Annotated in this window: 11 protein-coding genes; 3 read left to right on the forward strand and 8 right to left on the reverse strand. The window is 56.1% G+C overall.

The window, feature by feature from the left end:
- Positions 1 to 48 precede the first annotated feature (48 nt).
- Genes pilQ through ACTG39_RS04060 form a run of 5 tightly spaced genes read right to left on the reverse strand, consistent with a single transcriptional unit; the run spans position 49 to position 5030 of the window.
- Positions 49 to 2235 carry a type IV pilus secretin PilQ gene (pilQ, locus tag ACTG39_RS04040; protein ID WP_439106247.1) on the reverse strand — a complete coding sequence of 729 codons (2187 nt, stop codon included), beginning with the start codon at positions 2233 to 2235 and terminating at the stop codon, positions 49 to 51.
- 19 nt (positions 2236 to 2254) lie between these two features.
- Positions 2255 to 2779, reverse strand: a complete 525-nt coding sequence (locus ACTG39_RS04045) for a pilus assembly protein PilP (protein ID WP_439106333.1) — start codon at positions 2777 to 2779, stop codon at positions 2255 to 2257.
- Positions 2780 to 2781: 2 nt separating this feature from the next.
- Entirely contained in the window at positions 2782 to 3396 is a 615-nt protein-coding gene (locus ACTG39_RS04050; RefSeq protein ID WP_439106248.1) for a type 4a pilus biogenesis protein PilO, read from the reverse strand.
- A gap of 3 nt (positions 3397 to 3399) precedes the next feature.
- A complete protein-coding gene (locus ACTG39_RS04055) occupies positions 3400 to 3966 on the reverse strand; it encodes a PilN domain-containing protein (protein ID WP_439106249.1) in 567 nt (188 codons plus the stop codon).
- Positions 3966 to 5030, reverse strand: coding sequence for a pilus assembly protein PilM (locus ACTG39_RS04060; protein ID WP_439106250.1), 1065 nt, complete (start codon positions 5028 to 5030; stop codon positions 3966 to 3968). The genes ACTG39_RS04055 and ACTG39_RS04060 overlap by 1 nt, the downstream gene beginning before the upstream one ends.
- A gap of 216 nt (positions 5031 to 5246) precedes the next feature.
- On the opposite strand from ACTG39_RS04060, the gene ACTG39_RS04065 reads away from it, so the two are divergent.
- Positions 5247 to 7676 (forward strand): penicillin-binding protein 1A, encoded by a 2430-nt coding sequence (locus ACTG39_RS04065; RefSeq protein ID WP_439106251.1) that lies wholly within the window; start codon positions 5247 to 5249, stop codon positions 7674 to 7676.
- On the opposite strand, the gene ACTG39_RS04070 is transcribed toward ACTG39_RS04065, so the two are convergent.
- Positions 7661 to 10789 carry an efflux RND transporter permease subunit gene (locus ACTG39_RS04070; protein ID WP_439106252.1) on the reverse strand — a complete coding sequence of 1043 codons (3129 nt, stop codon included), beginning with the start codon at positions 10787 to 10789 and terminating at the stop codon, positions 7661 to 7663. The genes ACTG39_RS04065 and ACTG39_RS04070 overlap by 16 nt on opposite strands.
- Before the next feature lie 4 nt (positions 10790 to 10793).
- The gene (locus ACTG39_RS04075) at positions 10794 to 11867 is read right to left on the reverse strand and encodes an efflux RND transporter periplasmic adaptor subunit (protein WP_439106253.1); all 1074 of its coding nucleotides are present in this window, start codon (positions 11865 to 11867) and stop codon (positions 10794 to 10796) included.
- 235 nt (positions 11868 to 12102) lie between these two features.
- Here ACTG39_RS04075 and ggt point away from each other — a divergent pair, with 235 nt between their 5' ends.
- Positions 12103 to 13785 carry a gamma-glutamyltransferase gene (ggt, locus tag ACTG39_RS04080; RefSeq protein WP_439106254.1) on the forward strand — a complete coding sequence of 561 codons (1683 nt, stop codon included), beginning with the start codon at positions 12103 to 12105 and terminating at the stop codon, positions 13783 to 13785.
- A gap of 75 nt (positions 13786 to 13860) precedes the next feature.
- On the opposite strand, the gene rpmE is transcribed toward ggt, so the two are convergent.
- Entirely contained in the window at positions 13861 to 14076 is a 216-nt protein-coding gene (rpmE, locus tag ACTG39_RS04085) for a 50S ribosomal protein L31 (RefSeq protein ID WP_439106255.1), read from the reverse strand.
- 244 nt (positions 14077 to 14320) lie between these two features.
- Between rpmE and ACTG39_RS04090 the strand changes: the two genes are divergently transcribed.
- On the forward strand, positions 14321 to 16513 hold the full coding sequence (locus ACTG39_RS04090) for a primosomal protein N' (RefSeq protein WP_439106256.1): 2193 nt from the start codon (positions 14321 to 14323) through the stop codon (positions 16511 to 16513).
- Positions 16514 to 16601: the final 88 nt, after the last annotated feature.

Consider the following 16601-nt stretch of genomic DNA (forward strand, 5'->3'; position numbering starts at 1 on the left):
CTGCTCACAAACTCAGTGCCGACAAGCCCTGGCGGCACCAAGCATGCATTAATCGAGCAATGTATCGGCGAGAATCCGTGGCGTTATGAAGATCAATGTCTCGGTCTTTGTACGCTGACTAGACTCGTTTCTAAACAGCGCTCCTACATACGGCAGGTCGCCAAAGAACGGCACCTTGCTGGTCGTCTCCAGGTTCTCAGTACGGAACACGCCGCCGAGGACAACCGTCTCACCGTTACCCACCAGCACTTGTGTCGTCAACTGCGTCGTATCGATCGCAGGAATCAAACCGCCCTGCCCCGAGGGCACCAGGTCACCCACAGAGTCCTGGTTAATGATGAGATCCAGCAAAATACGATCATCGGGAGTGATGTTAGGAGTAACTTCCAACTTCAACACAGCCTCTTTAAACTGCACCGCGGTGGCACCACTGGCTGCGGCCTGCTGGAAAGGAATCTCGGTACCGGACTTAATCGTTGCTTGCTGCTTATCCCCGGTAATCACCTTCGGCTGCGATACAACTTCACTTTTGCCCGCGGCTTCCAGTGCTGACAACTCAGCTGTCAGATAAAGACTATTAGAGGTAAAGCCCACCGCAAATCCGCTGGTCGCCGACCCAGAACCCAGGTCCACAAGGAGAGCGCCCGGATAGGAGAGATTTGGCTGTGTCCCGTTAATCACGGAGTTATTGAGACCAACTGCGTTAGCTGCATCGCCCGATACCGACAAAACATTGCCGTTGACGTCGGGGTCCAGATAACCGCCACCCCACTGGATGCCCAGCTCTTTTTCAAGATCTGACTGCGCAATGACAATACGCGACTCGATCATCACCTGGCGAATGGGAATATCGACGCGATCAATGAGATCTCTGATCTCAGCGAGCTTTGAAGAGGTCTCGGTAACGATCAAAGAATTAGTACGCGCCTCGACAATCACCGAACCGCGAGAGGAAATCAGGCTGCCACCGTCCTCAGAACCTGCTTGAAACAGGCTGACGAGATCGGCGGCGTTGGCGTAGCGGATACGAATAAACTCGCTGCTCAGCGGCGCAAGCTCCGCGATTTGCTTGTTCGCCTCGATTTCCTGGCGCTCACGCTCCGCGATTTCTGCAGCGGGCGCAACCATCAACACGTTGCCAACCTGACGCTTATCCAAGCCCTTGGTTTTCAGAACCAGCTCTAGAGCTTGATCCCAGGGAACGTTCTTCAATCGCAAGGTAATTCTACCGGACACCGTGTCACTGGCGACAAGGTTTAGCTCCGTAAAGTCGGCGATCAACTGCAGCACCGCACGCACTTCAATGTCCTGGAAATTCAGCGAGATACGTTCGCCAACATAGGTAAACTCGTTGCGTCGCTCTTCGGCCTCTTTCTCGCTCAGCGGTTTAATACTGACCACGTACTCATTGTCCGTTTGATAGGCGAGGTAATCAAAAGGGCCCGTGGTTTTGAGGGTCAAAGAAGTGCCGCGTTCGGACGTATTGACGTCTACAGTGTTCACCGGTGTGGCAAAGTCTGTGACGTCATAGCGGCGCAGCAAACGCTCGGGGATATCGGTATCAAGAAACTCAACCTTGATGTCGCCGCTCTCACTGAAAACGTTCACATCGACGGAAGGGTCTGTGAGATGAAGAATCAAACGGCCCTCACCCTGCGGGGAGCGCTGAAACTGCAGATCATCGATACTTGAGCGAACATCGGCAACGGGTTCGATCTTGGTCTTGACCGTGTTTGCTTCCCCTTCCGCCTTAAAGTACTTGGCGTCTGTGTCCTGGCCAACCGTTAAAAACAAGCTATTACCGTCAACGCGAGTTTCGTAGGGCACCAGCTTCACAAGATTAAGTACCAGGCGCGTCCGGTCACCGGACTCCAGCACCAAAACACCCGTAGCGTTGCCATAGGGGAGGCTGTAGCGTCGGCGCTCGAGCTCCGAGGTAGTGTTAGGGAAATCAATAGAAATACGCGCTGGTTTTTCGATCGTGTAGGACTGCAACTCCGAAGGTGGAGCCTCGTCAAAATCCAGGCGGACTTCGAACTTACTGCCAGGCCGCGAGCTGAATTCAATGTCCGTCACCGCAGTGGCCAGTGCCTGAGCACTGCCCAATAAGGCAAGCGTAGCGGCAGCAATGCGCAGAGCAGATCCGCCAAGGACATTGCGCCATAGCATCCCGCCAGCGTTACCACGCTTTGCGTTCACAGCCACCTCAGCCCTCGCAGTTTGCATTCCATTCATGGTCTTCACCCAAGGCGACCTACAAGCCGCTCAGTTCTATGGTGCGCGGTCGTTCCACCCAACCGTCGCTTGTGCCGTCAGTAACGATTTCTACCACGGCCAAATAGGTATCGGTCATCGCAATAATCTTGCCGTGGTTGCGGCCGAGATAGTTACCCACCTGTACTCGATGTATACCCCCTTCAGGATCTCTTACCAGACACCAGTCATTGGGGCCTCTCTCCAGGGTCCCCACCATCGCGAGAGAGTCAAAGGTGTACTGTTCGAGAAATTCCTTAGCGCGATCTTCGTCAGGTTTGACGGCGCTTACGGACTGCAGCTGCGTAATTTCACGAACCTCAATGGGTCGATCAAAGGGACTGCGCAAGCGGGTAGCGCTGTAGGCAAACGCCTCATAGGCCTTGAACGTCGGAATCGGTGCAATGATGCCGCCCGGCCTAGCATCCTTCTCAGCCATAAAGCTGTCTAAGTCAGAGAAATCCCGGGAGGAACAACCTGCCACCAAAACAAGCGGCAAGAGCAGGGCCAGACAGTTACGCACCATCATCAGCTCTCCCCATCCTTGTAGCGATAGGTTTTCGCAGTGATGCGCATGTTTAATGCTGCGGAGTTATCGCCGTTTACAGTAATCGTGAAGTCGTGCAGAGTCACAATCCTCGGAAGCCCTGCCATGCCGCTTACGAAGGCGCCGAGGTCGTGATAAGAGCCGCTCGCAACAATGGCGATGGGCAGCTCAACATAGAACTCGCGACTGACCTCTGGCTGCAAATCAATACTGCTGATGGTGAGGCCGTTAAGGAGTCCCTTGTTCGTGATGTCCTCGAGGAGACCCGGCACCTCGGTATCTGAAGGGAGCTGGCTGATCAAAGCGCCAAAGGATTCTTCCATCTCGAGCATTTGCCGACGATAGGCATCAAGGTTAGCCACCTGAAAAGCTTTCTTTTCATATTCCTGTTTTAGGGTGGCTTCGCGGCTTTGCACAGTCGCAAGCTGCAGCTGTAAATCCTTGATGTGATAGTAATAGCCACCCGCAAGAACAAGACCCAGCAGTATTAGACACAGCAAAACCTTAAGCACCACCGGCAAGGAGCCGATGTTGTCCAGGCTGATGTCATTGACATCAAACTCCCGGAGCGAAAGCAGCGTGTCTTCTAACGCCATCGATCAATCCCCCGACCCATCATCTTTGGCAGGCAAATCCACCTTCACGCTCAGATCGAAGGTGTTTGCCTGATCACCATAGAGCGGCGCAGCGCGAACGGCATCCAAATTAGGGTCCTTCAACCAATCGGAGGCATCCAGACGGCGCATCAGGCTGGATACACGATTGTTTGATTCCGCGACGCCATTGACTCTGAGATCGATGCCTCGGGCACTAACATTGGTGTAAAAGACGCCGTCAGGCACCGTGCGGACCATCTGATCCAGAATACGCACGATAATAGGCCTGTTGCCCTGCAGTTCCTGAATCACCCGCATGCGCTCAATGAGTTGATTGCGCTTGCGCTGGAGGTCTTTGATCTCTGCTACCTGCTTATCGAGTTCGCGAATATTGGCCGAAATGTAGTCGTTACGCGCCTTCTGGCCGTCGATTTGCGAGTTAACAATGCGGTCTCCAGCCAAAACCAACAAAGCGCCCGCGACAACGACGAGACCCAAAATACTCAGAAACGCGCGCCTAAGCTCTTCGCGCCGCGCTTCTCTCCAGGGAAGTAAATTAATACTCGCCATCAGTCGAAGCTCCGCAACGCCAAGCCGCAGGCAATCATCATCGCAGGCGCATCACCACCCAGGGCTACCGCATTAACGCGGGGAGATATCGTCATTTCAGCAAAGGGGTTGGCAACCACCGTTGGTGTGCCCAGCTGCTCCTGCACCAGGTCCGACAGTCCGTCCATAAAGGACACTCCGCCCGCCATAATGATGTAGTCCACATCGTTGTACTGGCTTGAAGAGAAAAACAGCTGTAGCGAACGGGTCACCTGCTGGACCACGGCTTCCCGAAACGGATTGAGCAACTCGGGCTCGTAATCATCTGGCAAGCCGCCCTGTTTCTTGGCCAAGCCGGCTTCTTCGAGGGGTAAACCATAGCGGCGCATGATTTCATCGGTGAGCTGCTTACCGCCAAACAATTGCTCCCGAGTGTAAATAGTATTGCCGTTCTTCAAAACGCTGAGCGTCGTCATCGTGGCGCCAATGTCCACAATGGCGACGACACTGTCTTCTTTGAGCTCGAGGTGTTCTCGAATAAGCGCGTAGGACCGCTCCATGGCGTAGGCTTCGACATCGACCACTTTGGGTTCCAGATCCGCGCTTACAATCGCCTCAACGCGTAGGTCAATAGTCTCCCGCCGACAGGCAGCCAGCAGGACTTCCACCATATTGTCTCGCTCAGGCGAGGGGTTTTGCACCTCAAAGTCCAGCGCGACTTCTTCCAGAGGGTAGGGAATATACTGATCTGCTTCGAGAGTAAGCTGCGTCTCCATCTCATCGTCGGAGAGTCCTACCGGCATATCAATAAGCTTGGTAATCACCGATGAACCGGCTATCGCCGTCGATACGGTCTTCACTTTTGAGCGCGATTGGGCGACTACGCTGCGCACAGCGTTTGCTACGCCATCAACATCGTTGATGGCTTTCTCAACTACCGCGTCCTGAGGAAGTGAAGTCACCGCGTAGCTCTCCACGCGATACTTATCCCCAGTGCGACTGAGCTCCAATAGCTTAACCGTCGTGGAGCTAATATCGATCCCCAACAGCGGCGTCTGCTTACGTTTTCCTAGCAACCCAAGCAAGTCGTTTTCCTATAATTTTCAAGGACTTAGCTTTACTTTGTGTTCTTATACTTCAATATTAAGCGTTAAGATAGCCTACAATGCAATCAAAACACAAAAAAAGCATATAATTACCATCAACAAACATCCACTGTCTCGCGCGAAATACGCTGAAGCAACCGCCTCTGACGGCGATTGGCAGCAAAATCGAGCGAACCATACTATTCCGGAGACACTGTGAAATTGCTGCGCTGGCCCCTGCGTCTGTCGGTGCTGGGTTTTCTGGGTGGCTGCTGGCTCTTCGCCGGCATATACCTATACCTCAGCCCCAACCTGCCGGATGTCGAAACGCTCCGCGACGTTCGGCTGCAGACGCCTATGCGCGTTTACACCCGCGATGGTGACCTAATAGGTCAGTTCGGTGAGCAAAAGCGTAACCCGCTGACCTACGACCAAATACCCCAACAGTTTGTCCAGGCTTTGCTATCGGCAGAAGACGATGGTTTTTTTGAGCACGGCGGCATTGATTTTGGCGGTCTGCTCCGCGCGGTGTCTGAATTGGTACTCACCGGCGAAAAAGGCTCCGGCGGTAGCACGCTGACTATGCAGGTTGCGAGAAACTACTTCCTCACTCTTGATCGCACCTTTATGCGCAAGTTCAACGAGATTCTCCTTGCGATCGAAATCGAACGACGACTCTCAAAGGAAGAAATTTTTGAACTCTACGTGAACCGCGTGTTCCTGGGCCATCGTTCTTACGGCTTCGAGGCGGCTTCTCAGGTCTACTACGGCAAGGGCATTGGCGAGTTAAGTCTTGCCCAGCACGCGATGCTAGCCGGGATCCCCAAGTCCCCGTCGCGCAACAATCCCATCAGCGGCCCCGAGGCGGGCAAAGACAGACGCAATTGGATTCTTCGCAGAATGCTCACCCTGGGGTATATCGAACAATCAGCCTACGAAGAAGCCATAGGTATGCCAGTACTGGCAACGCAGCACGGCGCACGCATTACTCTCGAAGCACAGTATGCAGCGGAAATGGCGCGCCGGCAGATGGTAGAGCGCTATGGTATGTCTGCCTACAACGAGGGCTATAGCGTTTACACCACTCTGGATAGCCGCTTGCAGAAGGTCGCGGGCGCGGCCGTGGTTGACGGGCTAATCACTTACGACACCAGACATGGGTATCGCGGACCTGAACAGCAGTTGCTTGAGTCCGAGTTGGCTCCCGAAGCACCTCTACCGCTCAAAGACTGGCTAGAAACACTCACCAAAACCCCCGTTGTTGCGGGCCTCCAACCAGCGGTAGTAACCGGCATTGATGACACAGGCATTCAGGTGTTGCTCAGCAGCAGCCAGCAAGTTCGCGTCGAGTGGGAAGATGGCCTGCGCCAGGCACGTCCCTACATAAGCGAGGACCGCATGGGTTCGGCGCCCGGGACACCCGCCGATGTTGTTGCCCTGGGTGACTTGATTCGCGTGACACCCAATGGCGAAGAGGGATGGCGCTTTGCTCAGGTACCCGATGCCCAGGCTGCACTGGTATCGCTTAACCCCAACAATGGCGCCATCGTCAGCCTGGTAGGCGGAATTGGCTTCGAAAAGAGTAAGTTTAATCGCGCCACGCAGGCTCAGCGGCAGCCGGGCTCAAACCTGAAACCGTTTTTATACAGCGCTGCGCTTAACTCGGGCTTTACCGCCGCAAGTATTATCAATGACGCGCCTATCGTCATGCAGGATCGCTCGCTGGAAGGGGTGTGGCGGCCCGAAAATGACAGCGGTAAGTTCTTTGGACCCACGCGATTGCGCTGGGCCTTAACCAAATCCCGTAATCTGGTCTCGATTCGCCTGCTCCAGCAATTGGGTATCCGGCGATTCATTAACTATGCGGATCAACTGGGCTTTGATACGGACGACTTTGCCCCAGATCTGTCGCTGGCGCTGGGCACTCACGCCGTGAATCCTCTGGAGCTTGCTGGTGCCTATGCCATCCTTGCGAACGGCGGCTACCGCGTAGAGCCCTTCCTCATTCAGCGCATTGAGAATCTTGCGGGAGAGACCGTCTTCGAAGCGCGTCCTGCATCGGTCTGCCAGGATTGCGATATCGCCAGCGTGGCGCCCTTGGACGAAAGCGAGCTATCCATGGAAGAGATCCTGTCGGCGCCCGAAAACTCTTTTCCCGTCGCCGAGCGCGTCATGGATGAGCGGGTTAACTTTATCATCAACAACATCCTCCAGGACGTAATTAAACAGGGTACGGGAAGACGTGCGCTGGTATTAAAACGGGATGATCTCTCTGGCAAGACGGGAACCACAAACGGTCCTATGGATGCGTGGTTCTCCGGCTATAACCCGGACGTAGTTACCACCACCTGGGTGGGTTTTGACAACTACACCCCTCTGGGTCGACGGGAGTTCGGCGGCACAGCCGCGCTGCCCATCTGGATCAACTACATGCGCGAGGCGCTGGACGGTTTGCCCGAAAATCCTCGCAGACTCCCCCCCGGCATCAGTTATGTGCGCATCGACCCGGAGACGGGACTTCTTGCTGCAAGCGATCAGCGCAATGCCATTTTTGAGTACTTCCGCAACGAAAACCTGCCAGAAGAAGGCGAGGGAGACGGCGCCGGGCCCACGGGAACCGACGACCTGATTCAGGAGATTTTCTGAGCCTCTGCAGGGGGCGCTTCATCACGGTCTGCTGCAAGTTCGCGCATTTCCCTGGCGATAGACTCTGGCGAGCCCGTACCTCTGGCAACAATGCTGTAGATTGCAGGCACTAGATAAAGTGTAAACAAGGTCGCCACACTCACGCCGAACAGCACAACGATTCCCAGCACATTTCGGCTCATAGAACCCGGACCTTCCATCAACACCAGTGGCAGAGTACCCACAATGGTTGAAACCGCTGTCATGAGAACTGGCCTGAGTCGCAGCACCGACGCTTTTACGATTGCTTCACCAAACTCCCAGCCTTCATCGCGTACCTGATTAATAAACTCCACGAGAAGGATGCCGTTCTTGGTGGCAATCCCAATGAGCATAAGCAGCCCAATCTGACTGAACAGGTTGAAGCTTTGCCCGGTCAAGAATAAGCCCAGCAATCCGCCACCTAAGGCCAGAGGCACGGTGACCATGATGACCGCCGGATGGACGAAGCTCTCGAACTGCGCAGCCATAACCAGGAACAGCACTAACAGCGCCAAAGCGAACGCAAAATAAATGTCTCCGGAAGACTCTTTGTAATCAAGGGACTGTCCCTTGTAATCAACCTTCGCATTGGTCGGAAGATTGTCATCGACGGTCTGCTCCAAAAATGCCAGAGCATCCCCCAGACTCACATCCCCGGCGAGGGTCGCGTTAATGGTGACCGCCCTTAGTCGGTTGTAGCGCTGAAGCTCGGCGATACCCGCAACATTATCCGCATCAAGAAGGTTCGATAGTGGGATAAGCTCACCGCTGGCACTGCGAACTCGAACATTGCCGATGTCGTCCGGCGTCGCTCTTTGATTGTCCTGCAGCTGGACAATGACCGGGTACTCCTCCTGATCCACGGAGTAGGTTGTTACCTCCTGCTCGGTCATCAGCGCCTGTAGCGTCTCTGCGACGTCACGCGCGCTCACGCCCAGAGAAGCCGCTCGCGCGGTATCAATACGCAGATGGACCTGCTGCTGAGTTTCCTTAAGGTCCGAGTTCAACATGCCGAAGAGGCCGCTCTTACGTGCCTCGTCCATGACGATATCGCGCCACTGGGCAAGGGTCTGATAATCCGGTCCCTGGAGCACAAACTGCACGGGAGTATTTGGCCCTCTTTGGCCCAGTCCCGCAGGTACAAAAGTCATGACACGGATTCCCGGTACATCTCGCCAGGTCGCTGCCATCTGGTCCCGTAGTTCAAAAGCGCTGTAATCGCGCTCGTTCCAGGGCACCATAGAAATGCGCGAGAAAGCGGTAGACGTCGATGTGGAGTTACGAAAAGGCGCAACGAACAACACCCGCGTGAGCGACCCAGCCTTCTCAAGTTCCAGAAGCGGCGGCTGCAGCTGTTCGATGATTCCCCGCATGGATTCTATATTGGTGCCTTCCTGCGTATTGATGATCGCCATGATTTGATCTTGATCTTCAACGGGCACATATTCCTGCTTAAGCTGCTGAAACAGGAGCGGCAGCATCACAAAGGCTAAAGCGGCAACCAGCAAAGATATCCATGCGTGGCCCAGCAAATAACGCAAGCTTGTTTCGTAAGCAGATCGAAGCTTTGTCATAGATGCCTCGACAGCTCTATCAAGGAAACTATGCGAAGTCTTACGGCGTAGCACCTGGCTGCAGAGCATGGGGACGAGGGACAAGGCGAGGACCGACGAGATACAAACAGCCACAGAAATAGTCACCGCCAGTTCCACAAACAAACGCGAGGACGCGTCCTGCAGGAACACCACAGGGCTAAACACTGCCAACAGCACCGCCGTTGTCGCAATAACGGCAAAACCCACTTGTTGAGCCCCACCCGCCGCTGCGAGCAATGGCGGCTCACCGTCTTCCACCCTACGGAAGATGTTCTCCAACACCACAATGGCATCGTCGACGACCAGCCCTACGGCCAGCACCATGGCCAGAAGGGTGATGAGGTTCAGGGAATAACCCATGGCCTGTAGAGCAATGACTGCCCCAAGCAACGATACGGGAATGCACACCACCGGAATCAGTGTGGCTCTAATAGTTCCGAGAAACAGCAAAATCACGAAAGACACCAACGCGATAGTCAGCGCAATAGTCGTGTAAACACCATTGATCGCGGCTCGGATAAACGCTGAAGCATCACCAGAAGATGCGACCCCCATACCATCAGGAAGGTCGTCCTCAATCGCACGCATCTCTTTTTGGACCTTATCGAGAACCTCTACGGTATTGGCATCCGACTGTTTTACAACGCCCACAGACACACTGTTCTCACCATTTGAAAAGAACAGCCTTCGACGGGTAGAGGGGCCTTCTTCAACGCGTGCGACCTCTGCAAGACGCACGAGGTGGCCATCATCACCGCGGCGTACAACGAGACGACGGAAATCCATAGCGCTGCGATAACTGCGCTCAACACGCACGGGAAGCTCCATGTACTGGGAGTCCAACCGACCTGCGGGTAGTTCTACGTTTTCCTGACGCAGGGCGGCCAGCACATCACTCACGGCCAGTTGCCGAGCACTCAGTTTCTGACGATCCAGCCAAATCCTCATAGACCGGGGCGCGCCGCCAAACACACGCACCGATGCGACGCCAGGAAGCACTGCAAAACGATCAACGATGTAGCGCTCGGCATAGTCGGTGATATCCATGGGCGACATGCCCTCACCGGCCACACTGATATAGACAAGGGGGGTGGTTTCGCTGTCGGCCTTGGTCACCTGAGGCCGCTCGGCCTCCTCGGGGAGACGACGACTGGCGCGGGAGACGCGGTCTCGCACATCGTTCGCTGCCGCGTCTATGTCGCGACCTAGCTCAAACTCCACAGTGATCGTGGATCGCCCGTCGGCACTACTACTGCGGATCGTCCGTATGCCCTCAATACCACCGATCTCATCCTCGATGGGCTGGGTAATCCGTGTTTCCACTACATCTGACGCTGCGCCCTCGTAGTTAGTGACGATGGACACCTGCGCGGGCGACATATCCGGGTACTCCCGAGTCGACAGCTGAAGAAAGGCCATCACGCCGAAAGAGACGAGCAACAGAGCAATTACCGTGGCAAAGACGGGGCGCTGTACAGAAATTTCAGGGAGTCGCATCTAATTACGCCCCGATAACCGCCAGAGAGTCCGCTTCTGACACCAGGTTAGATTCACGAACTTTTACGCCCGGCCTGAGAGTCATCTGTCCATTGCGCACAACGCGATCGCCCGGGGACAAACCCGAACGTATTTCTATGAGTCCCGGCATGCGCCTACCAATCTCCACGGTAACCCGTCGGGCAATCGACTCGTCGTCCACGATAAACACCGAACTTTGGGCGCCGCTTTGTATCAGCGCCGTTTCTGACACAACGATACCCGGAACCTCGCCCAGAGATACGTTCACGGCCATTAGCATACCGGGGCGCAGGCGGGCCTCTTCGTTATCGATGAGCGCACGGACAGAAAAAGCCCGCGTGGCAGGATCAACCCTGCTACCAATCTGCGTCACCTCCCCGGCAAAGGACTCCCCGTCCCAGGCAGTGCTCTTTGCGTCGACGGAGTCGCCAATATCGATCTGCGACAGATAGTGCTCCGGTAGCGTGAAGTCCAGTTTCATGGGATTGACGTCATCAAGCTCCGCAATAACCGTCCCCGGCGTGAGCAAAGCGCCGACGCTAATGCGGCGCAAGCCAATAACACCATCAAAAGGCGCTCGGATAGTGCGATCGGCAATGCGGGAACGCAGTGCCTCCAGCAGAGCTGCATTAGCGTCGACCCGTGCTCGTGCAACGTCAATCTCTGCAGCGGTAGCGATGTCCTTGCCCAAAGTCAGAAAACGATCGAGCTGCAGCTGGGTTTCCCGAAGCTTGGCTTCGGCCTCTCTTAGCAGCGCTAACTGCTCAACATCAATCAACTCGACAAGCACAGCGCCGGCTTCAACGAGCTCGCCCCCTTCAAAATGTACGGCGCTGACCTGCTCCGTAAGCTTCGCGGTGATGGTCACGGACTCATTGCCCACTAACGTACCCACAGATTCAGCATCCCGGACGATCAGCGCAAGTTCTGCAATTTCAGTCTCGACCAGTACAGGGGAGCCCGCACCGGGGCGTGCAGCCGTTGGGGCATCAGGGTCTTCGCAGGCACTCAGGACCAATACCGTAAAGACACCGAGCAGCCATGGCATGCTTCGCATTTTGTTCTCCTAACTAGGGGCTTGTGCTACAAATAACGTGAGCGGATACAGCTCTTATTATAGGCTGTATCATGTTATCACCGCTGGACATTTCGGCGTTTCCTCAACTCACTGCGACCGTATTATGCCTTTCACGATCAAATCTCTGCGGAATCTGAGCCCCACGCCGCTTCTTCTGCTGCCAATTCTGTCCTCACTACTTGCCGGGTGCACGCCGGGCTCGCAGGTTCAAGAGGTGGCAAGCACTCCAGCAAAAGCCATGGCGACTCTTGGCGATGCAATGGTGGTTACAGCCAACCCCGTCGCTACGAGCGCGGGAGAAGAGATACTTCGCGCGGGGGGCAACGCCGTTGATGCAGCCATTGCCATTGAGTCTGTACTCAGTCTGGTAGAACCCCAAAGTTCCGGCCTCGGCGGCGGTGGCTTCATGGTCTACTACCATGCCGCTGATCAGAGCGTGGAAGTTTACGACGGCCGGGAAAAGGCTCCTGCCGGCGCCCATAGCGATATGTTTTTGCAGGCGGACGGCACGCGCTATGGCTACATCGAGGCAAAGAACAGCGGTTTATCTATTGGTGTCCCGGGCATGGTGTCGCTCCTCGATCTGGCACACCAGGAGCGCGGCAGATTGCCCTGGGCCGAGCTGTTTGAGCCAGCTAAAAAGCTGGCCCTTGAAGGTTTTACCGTGTCACCTCGGCTGCGATCATTTTTCGAGAAGTACGGAATGCGGCTAATCCCCACCACCGAAGAGCAGGGGCCTCTGGACGCCTACGAGTACTTTTTTGACGAAAGCGGCACGATCCGGGATCAGATTGAAAACCCGGAATATGCCGAGACCCTTGAGTTAATTGGCAAAAACCCGGCAGATTTTTACCGCGGCGCTCTCGCTGAGGAGATCGTCGCCGCTGCTCATCATGCACCGCGCGCTGGATCACTCAGCCTGGAAGACCTGAGCAGCTATTCTGCTCGTAAGGTTGATCCCCTGTGCATGGATTATCGGGAACTCACGCTCTGTGGCCCACCACCGCCGTCTTCCTGGGTAGCGGTAGGCATGACTTTGGGAATGCTTGAAGCCACCAACTTTCCTACCGGCGATGAAATGACCGACTGGGCAATGTTCACAGAAGCCCAACGTCTGGCCTACGCCGACCGGGACTTCTATGTCGCGGACGACGATGCTGTGCCCGTACCCCTCAGTGGAATGCTCAATCGAGATTACCTGGCGCAACGCGCTGCCTTAATCAGCCCCGACGGCGCGGCAGAAAAAGTACTCGAAGGAGACCCTTGGGCATTTGATGTCGAACGCACTGCAGCACTTCCCGGAAGAGACACCACGATCGACTATGCCGGTACCACACACTTCGTGGTCGTGGATAAGTGGGGCAACGCTGTCTCAATGACCGCGACGGTAGAGAGCATATTCGGGTCCACACGCATGGCCGGCGGCATGTTTCTCAACAACGAGCTCACGGATTTTGCCAAACAGCCCCGAGATGACGAGGGCGTATTGGTCGCCAACCACCCCGCAGCTGGCAAACGTCCGCGCTCCTCCATGTCCCCCACCATCGCGCTCAACAGCGACGGCAGCTTTAACATGGCCACGGGGTCTCCCGGCGGCAACTCGATCATCGCTTACACGCTCAAAACCCTCGTGGGAGTCATCGACTGGGGACTGACGCCACAGGAGGCGGTGAATCTGCCAAACGTGGTTGCTCGCGGCGACACCGTCCGAGTAGAAAGCTCGCTAGCCTCCGCCGAGATGCTTGAGGCCATGCGCGCCTTTGGATTTCAGATCAAAGAGTCTGCCGGTGAAAACTCGGGATTAAGCGTTATCTTGCGTCACAATGATGGCAGCCTCGAAGGAGGCGTCGATCCCCGTCGTGAGGGGACTATTGCGACGATTACGCCTGAATCGTGAGGCACAAAAAAACCCGCAGGCACATGCCGGCGGGTTTTTCTGAGAAGTGGCTCTGACACCACTTCAGCAGTCTTTCTATCGAGCGGTACCACGAGCGCCAAAGCGCTTCTTGAATCGATCTACGCGACCGCCACTATCGACAATCTTCTGCTTCCCGGTAAAGAAAGGGTGGCAGTTAGAACAAACGTCGATGTTGAAGTCCTGACCCAGCGTCGAGCGGGTCTGGATCTTGTTGCCACAGCTACAAGACGCAGTCACGTCCTCGTAACGGGGATGAATTTCAGCTTTCATGGTGTATCTCCAGTATGTTGATGCCGCCACCCGAACCCACACGCCTGCTTCCATGAAGCCGGTCGCGCTATGCCAGGCACCGCATCCGGGAGTCACCTACTCTGGGCGTAAAGCACCATGGGTAGGTAAACGGGGCGCGGAGTTTAGCAGAAACTGTGATTGGTGCAATACACCGGCAACGTAAGTAATAAACGATACAGATTGCTCCGTCGAGCCGTCGACGCTTTGCTATGCTCGCCTCATCGTGACCCATACCGAAAAACCAGTGGTCCTTCGCGTAGCGGCCCCCGTTCCTCTGCGAAGACCCTTTGACTACCTCGCTCCCGAGGGCCAAAGCCAGGGTTCCCTTCGCCCGGGAATGCGCCTGCGCGTGCCTTTTGGCAAACGCGAGATAACAGCGATTCTGCTGGAGGTCGTCGAGGAGGCTAGCGTCGATGCCGAGCAGCTGCGACCGGCCCTAAGCACTCTGGATGCAGAGCCTCTGCTTGGCCCCAGCATGATTGCCCTGTGCAGCTGGTCGTCGGACTACTATCAGCATCCCATCGGCGAGGTGTTCAGCGCTGCGATCCCCAAAGCGCTTAGGGAAGGCCGCGGACTATCTGAGACGCACTGGCGCCTCACAACGCAGGGGAAGGGCTTACCGGAGGGTGCCCTTAGCCGCGCTCGCTCTCAGGCCAAAGCACTGTCGTTGTTGCAGCGCGGCGAGCAAATGTCCGAATTACTAAAAGACGAAGGCGTGTCCAGCGCAGTGCTCCGTGAGCTGGCCACCAAAGGCTTGATCGAGCGCTGTCGCGAGCCAGCGAGCATACCCAGCGCAGCTCTGGAGCAAGAGGGCCCGCCCTTGGGCGCCGAACAGGCACAAGCTGTCGAGGCCGTTGAGTGGGATGGTTTTAGCTCCCATCTGCTGCAGGGCGTAACCGGTAGCGGGAAGACCGAGGTGTACCTACAGCTCATCGCTGCCTGTCTTGAACGCGGGCAGCAAGCACTGGTGCTTATTCCAGAGATCGGCCTCACACCACAAACGGTTGAAAGATTCGAGGCGCGCTTTCAGGCTCCGGTAGCTGTGCTCCATTCCGGCTTGTCTGATGCCCAACGTTTTGCCGCATGGCAGGCCGCGCAGGCGGGGACCGCCGGTATCGTCATGGGAACGCGGTCTGCGATTTTTACACCCCTGGCCCGCCCAGGGCTCATCGTCGTCGATGAAGAACATGATGGCTCTTACAAGCAGCAGGATGGCTTTCGTTACTCCGCCCGCGACGTCGCCGTCAAACGGGCACAGCTGGAGAGCTGTCCGGTAATTCTGGGTAGCGCAACGCCCTCCCTGGAATCTCTGGAGAATGCCCGGCGGGAGCGCTATGCGCACCACTTTCTCAGGGGACGTCAGGGCGGTGGCGAATTGCCAATGCTCGAAACGGTGGATTTACGCGGCCTGCATCTCAATGCAGGCATCAGCGATTACCTCATGGCAGCCATTCGCGACACCATAGAAAACCAGAAACGGCAGGCGCTCCTTTTTCTGAATCGCCGGGGCTTTGCGCCGACGCTCCAGTGCCACAGTTGCGGATGGGTTGCCGGGTGTGATCATTGCGACGCTCGACTTACGGTACATCTGCGCAAACGCTGCCTGCGCTGCCATCACTGCGCGGCTCAGCGTGCTTTACCTGCCCAATGTCCGGACTGCGGGGGCACCTCGCTTCTGACTCATGGACTGGGCACTGAACAAACCGAGGATTTTTTACGCAGCGTACTTCGTTGCCCGGTGCACCGTGTAGACAGCGACGCCATGCGTGGCACCGAAGCCATGCAGTCACTCCTTGAGGTTGCCCACGGTAAAGAGCCCTGCGTGATTCTTGGAACCCAAATGCTGACTAAAGGTCACCATTTTCCCGCCGTGCAGCTAGTAGGCGTTATTGATGCCGACGCCCTGCTCTACTCCGCGGATTTTCGTGGCGAAGAGCGCATGGCCCAACTTGTCGTGCAAGTAGCGGGACGGGCTGGTCGTGAGTCCGCCGGTGGAAAGGTGTTGATCCAGACACACTACCCCGATGACCCATTGTTCGGTGCACTACGGGGTGGTCACTTCGAATCCATAACCAGCTCTTTGCTGGAAAAACGTCGAAGCTCGGGACTGCCCCCTTACGGTCAGCTCATGCTCCTGCGCAGTGACGCTCGCAACGAAGCTGATGGCGAAGCATTTTTGCGGGCCGTCCAGAAAGAAGCCAAACCCTATCTCCCCAGCGACTGCCAGCTTATTGGCCCTCTACCCTCGGCGATGCCCCGACGTGCCGGTCGCTTCCGTTGGCAGCTATGGTGTCTGGCCGCCTCCCGCCGCAGCGCTATCGTCGCTGCGCGATTGTTGGTGGATCGCGCCGAAACTCTCAAAAAGCCGCGGGAATTGAGCTGGTTCATCGATGTCGATCCCAGCGATGTGCTGTAAACGCGCCAACAGCCGTTAAAAAAGCGGGCAGCGAAAGAGACAAAGGCCGCGGCAAATCTGGCAAAGGCGGGAGTGAAGCGGGATAATG

The sequence above is a fragment of the Congregibacter sp. genome, assembly GCF_965662665.1.
Classification (GTDB): domain Bacteria; phylum Pseudomonadota; class Gammaproteobacteria; order Pseudomonadales; family Halieaceae; genus Congregibacter.

Coding starts and splice junctions, on each gene's coding strand:
- pilQ (WP_439106247.1), bottom strand. CDS start 2,235: ATGAATGGAATGCAAACTGCGAGGGCTGAGGTGGCTGTGAACGCAAAG.
- ACTG39_RS04050 (WP_439106248.1), bottom strand. CDS start 3,396: ATGGCGTTAGAAGACACGCTGCTTTCGCTCCGGGAGTTTGATGTCAAT.
- rpmE (WP_439106255.1), bottom strand. CDS start 14,076: ATGAAAGCTGAAATTCATCCCCGTTACGAGGACGTGACTGCGTCTTGT.
- ACTG39_RS04070 (WP_439106252.1), bottom strand. CDS start 10,789: ATGCGACTCCCTGAAATTTCTGTACAGCGCCCCGTCTTTGCCACGGTA.
- ACTG39_RS04055 (WP_439106249.1), bottom strand. CDS start 3,966: ATGGCGAGTATTAATTTACTTCCCTGGAGAGAAGCGCGGCGCGAAGAG.
- ACTG39_RS04045 (WP_439106333.1), bottom strand. CDS start 2,779: ATGGTGCGTAACTGTCTGGCCCTGCTCTTGCCGCTTGTTTTGGTGGCA.
- ACTG39_RS04075 (WP_439106253.1), bottom strand. CDS start 11,867: ATGCGAAGCATGCCATGGCTGCTCGGTGTCTTTACGGTATTGGTCCTG.